The sequence below is a fragment of the Chitinimonas sp. genome (assembly GCF_041904975.1).
GTDB lineage: Bacteria > Pseudomonadota > Gammaproteobacteria > Burkholderiales > Chitinimonadaceae > Chitinimonas.
Map to the genome: position 1 here is coordinate 1 of NZ_JAYRLZ010000359.1, position 3,661 is coordinate 3,661.

4 protein-coding genes are annotated in these 3,661 nt (G+C 64.1%); 2 read left to right on the forward strand and 2 right to left on the reverse strand.

The window, feature by feature from the left end; genetic code table 11:
* Positions 1 to 58 precede the first annotated feature (58 nt).
* Positions 59 to 310 (forward strand): YfhL family 4Fe-4S dicluster ferredoxin, encoded by a 252-nt coding sequence (locus ACE3OH_RS20720; protein WP_374357649.1) that lies wholly within the window; start codon positions 59 to 61, stop codon positions 308 to 310.
* Between the two features lie 64 nt (positions 311 to 374).
* Entirely contained in the window at positions 375 to 1,124 is a 750-nt protein-coding gene (locus tag ACE3OH_RS20725) for a substrate-binding periplasmic protein (RefSeq protein WP_374357651.1), read from the forward strand.
* 194 nt (positions 1,125 to 1,318) lie between these two features.
* On the opposite strand, the gene ACE3OH_RS20730 is transcribed toward ACE3OH_RS20725, so the two are convergent.
* Both ACE3OH_RS20730 and ACE3OH_RS20735 read right to left on the reverse strand, forming a co-directional pair.
* Entirely contained in the window at positions 1,319 to 3,157 is a 1,839-nt protein-coding gene (locus ACE3OH_RS20730; protein WP_374357654.1) for a phytase, read from the reverse strand.
* 75 nt (positions 3,158 to 3,232) lie between these two features.
* On the reverse strand, positions 3,233 to 3,661 hold a 429-nt coding region (locus ACE3OH_RS20735), incomplete at its 5' end, for a TonB-dependent receptor domain-containing protein (RefSeq protein WP_374357657.1).

The window sequence follows — 3,661 nt, forward strand, 5'->3', positions numbered from 1 at the left end:
AAACCGCAATGGTAGAATCCGCCCCCCCTTCCCCCCCCAACAGCAATGAGGCAAGACCATGGCCCTGATGATTACCGACGAATGCATCAACTGCGACGTGTGCGAACCGGAGTGCCCGAACAAGGCGATCTCGCAAGGCGCGGAGATTTACGAGATCGACCCCGATCTGTGCACCGAATGCGTTGGTCACTACAACGAACCGCAATGCCAGCAGGTGTGCCCGGTGGACTGCATCCCGCTCGATCCGGATCGCAAGGAGAGCAAGGATGAGCTGCAGCAAAAATACCTGAAGCTGATCAGCGCCAGCTGAGCCCGGCGCGGCTACGACCAGAGACAGTCTGGCGATTCAACCTGCTGGCGCTTATGCTGTGGCGATGACCCTGCTGCGCGCATTATTGAGCTGCATCATTGCTGGCCTCGCTGCGGCGCAGCCGCTATTGAATGTCTGTTACGAGCCCTGGCTTCCCTATGCCTACACCCGCCAGACCGACCAGCACCAAGGCGCGGCAGTCGACGCGATGCGGCTGGCGTTTGCGCGCATGGGCTACGATCTGGCCTGGCAAGCACTTCCGTATGCGCGCTGCCTGAGCCTCGCCAATAAAGACCAGATCGACCTGCTGCTGTTTTCTTCACCCGATCTGACCCTCGAGTTTGCCGACAGCCAGGTTGCACTGGCCTACTGGTCGCTGGCGGCTTTCGTGGCCGATACCTCTCCAATCAAGCAGTACGAGTCGCTCGCCCAGTTCAAGGGCCAGCGCATCGGCGTGGTCAATCGCTACACCTATGGCAAGCTGCGCGTGGAAAGCAGCGCGCAGGCCGACCAGGCACCCGACCCGGAATCGAACCTGCGCAAGCTGGCTGCCGGCCATGTCGATGTAGTGTTCGAAGATATCCGCTGGGGCCGGCAGTTCGCCGCGATGGAACACCTGGGCATCCGCCCCTTGCTGCCACTGGCCGAACAAAGCCCCAGCTTTGTCGGCTTCTCGCCACGCCATAGCGCACTGATCAAGCCGTTCGATCGCCAGCTCAGGCGCATGCTGCACAGTGGCGAGCTGGACCGGATTTACCAATCCCATACCGGCAGCAGCTACCGCGCCCTCGATAGGCCCCCTAGCTGGCGCTGAACAGATCCATCTACGCGCAAAAGCGCGGCTCCCCCGCGCAAGGCGGGGGCGGAGGGGGTGGAATAGAACAGCGAGGATTCAACAACTTGCCCTCTGCCGCTTAAGTCCCGGGTTTCCCGCGACCGGCGATGCTTGTTGAAAACTCGATTCATTCAGCGCTGCCCTAGGCTCTTACTCGGGGGGCATCGCCCGTATCAATCCAGCGCCAGGGCGCGCTCGATATCTTCCCAGCCTATGTATTTGAAGTTCTGCCGGCCGTCGGGCAAACGCTTGTGACCATCCTGCACCACCAGCATGCCGCGCGGAAAGGCGGGGCCAAGATTGGCACTGCTCAGCTCCAGCCCATCGGTTTCCGAGCTGGCATCGATACCGGCCAGAGCATTGATGCCGACGCGAAAACTGCCGCGATGGCGGAACGGCGGCTCCAGCTCCAGCACTTCATAGCGGTCCGCTCCCTGGCTGGACACCAGCAGATAGTCACGCCGCTCGCCACGATAGATACCCATGCCTTCGACATCGGCCGCCAGCTTGTCACCTACCGGCAAGATCAGCTGCGCCGGCTCGCGGCTGTCGGCATCGGCAGGTAGCGTCCACAAGCCGCGCTTTTCCTCACCGAAAAACAGGCGCGCCGCCCGGTCATCGACCACACAGCCTTCGGGCTGGCTGGCCACCTTGAAGCGACGTACCACCGCGCCGACCGGCTTGCCGGCCTGCTCACCGAGGCGAATCTGCTGGTAGCTGCCGTCCTTGTCGTTGACAAACACCTCCAGCCCGCCTGATCGCGGCTGGTAGACACACACACCATAGATATTCTGCAGATCGGTGGACACTCGGCCCCACTCGCTCACCCTGCCCTGCCCGTCAATCGCGAATACCACCAGCGACAAATCGTCGCGCTGGGTGGCAATCGCCAGATCGACCAGCCGCCCATCCCACTGCACGCCCTGGCGCAGATCGACATTGTTGATGCGCCCTACCGGCAGAAACTGGCGCTCCTTGCCGTTCATGTCATACACATGCAGGCCCTGCTTCTTGTTGGTGGCCAGCACCCGGCTCTCGGCAGGCTGCTGCCGGTTTACCCAGATGGCCGGATCGTCCGCCGCATCGCCCCATTGCGGCATCGGGTCCGTCTGCACCCTGGGCTCGACAATGGCTATGGACGAGCGGGCCTGCGGCTTTGCCGCCGCGCCGACCACGATCCAGCGGCCGCCCTCGCGCGTGCGTGCCAGATCGCCATCCGGGCCTGGCGCCAGCGCATCGACAGGTTCCGGCACCAGCTCCGGCCCGCCCAGCCGGCCGTCCGCCCGGCCCAATGCAAGGCTGAACACTGCACGGCCAGCGCCAGCGATTGCCCGTACCTGGCCATGGCGCACCGAAAAGTCAGCCACGACACCTTCGAGCGGGCCATAGGGCTTGCTCAGCAATACCGGCAAGCGGCTCAGCGCACGTTCCGCATCGGCCGGGTAGCGCCACAGGCCGGTAGCGGGCTCATCGACCAGCAATTGGGCGGTGCCATCATCCACCCGGCACGCATGCGCACCGGGCGGCAATGCCAGACTGCGCACCTTGCGCGGCACACTGCCACCCAGCAACCACTGCTCGGCCTGCCCCTCGCGCCCCAGCACGAATAGATGCACCAGCTGCTGATCGTCCCGGTACAGACACAGCGCTTCTGCCGCGAACGCTGGCTCTGGCAGGGCCGGCAAGCGTTCCATTGCGCCGCTGACCGCATCGAGGCGCAAGAGCTGCGGCCGCTGCTGATCCTTGTCGATCGTGGCGACCAGCCAGCCGCTGCTGTCGGGGCGTACATCCAGCGCCTCACTGCGCAGCTTCAGGAGCGCGCGCAGCTCGCCCTGCGTCGATAACCAGCGCAGGGTCTTTTTGTCCTGTGCCAGCCAGCCGGCCCCATCCAGCGACACGACACGGCTGGCGCCGCTCAGCTGTGGCGGCACGGCCGGTGCGGGGCCGGCCGCCAGCAAGGGCGCGGCCAGCAAGGTATACACGATGGCGCGAACGCCGGGCATCTTCATCATGGTTGTTCCATCAAGCAGTTGAGGCAAGCCGTGCAATCTGCGCACGGCCCGGCAGGCACTGGCGCCATGCGCCGCTCAGTTCATGGCGAATTTCAGACCGATCTTCCAGGTGCGGCCGTACTGCTCGTACTGGTAATTGCGGCTGCGATCACCGAGGTAGACGTAGTAGGGCTCATCGCTCAGATTCAGGCCTTCCAGCACCAGCTGCATCTGTTTGCTCAGGCGCACACTGGCCGACAGATCCCACTGGGTCTGCGCATCGACATAGGCATCGCGGCGAGCATCCCCGGTATCGCCGATCTGCAGCAGGTAACGCGACTTGTAGTTGGCGGCGATGCGCGCATTCCATGCGGCCGTTTCGTAGCCCAGCATCAGATTGGCGCTGCGCTCGGACGCGTTGGGCAGCGCAATATCACGCGAGCGCATCACACCGGCGGCATCGCGACGCTCGATCGCGGCACGCGAATGGGTGGCCGTCAGATTGGCGCCGATCAACACGCCATC

What these genes read in the sequence shown, in the direction of transcription:
- ACE3OH_RS20720 (WP_374357649.1), top strand. Translation starts at nt 59, where the DNA reads ATGGCCCTGATGATTACCGACGAATGCATCAACTGCGACGTGTGCGAA.
- ACE3OH_RS20725 (WP_374357651.1), top strand. Translation starts at nt 375, where the DNA reads ATGACCCTGCTGCGCGCATTATTGAGCTGCATCATTGCTGGCCTCGCT.
- ACE3OH_RS20730 (WP_374357654.1), bottom strand. Translation starts at nt 3,157, where the DNA reads ATGATGAAGATGCCCGGCGTTCGCGCCATCGTGTATACCTTGCTGGCC.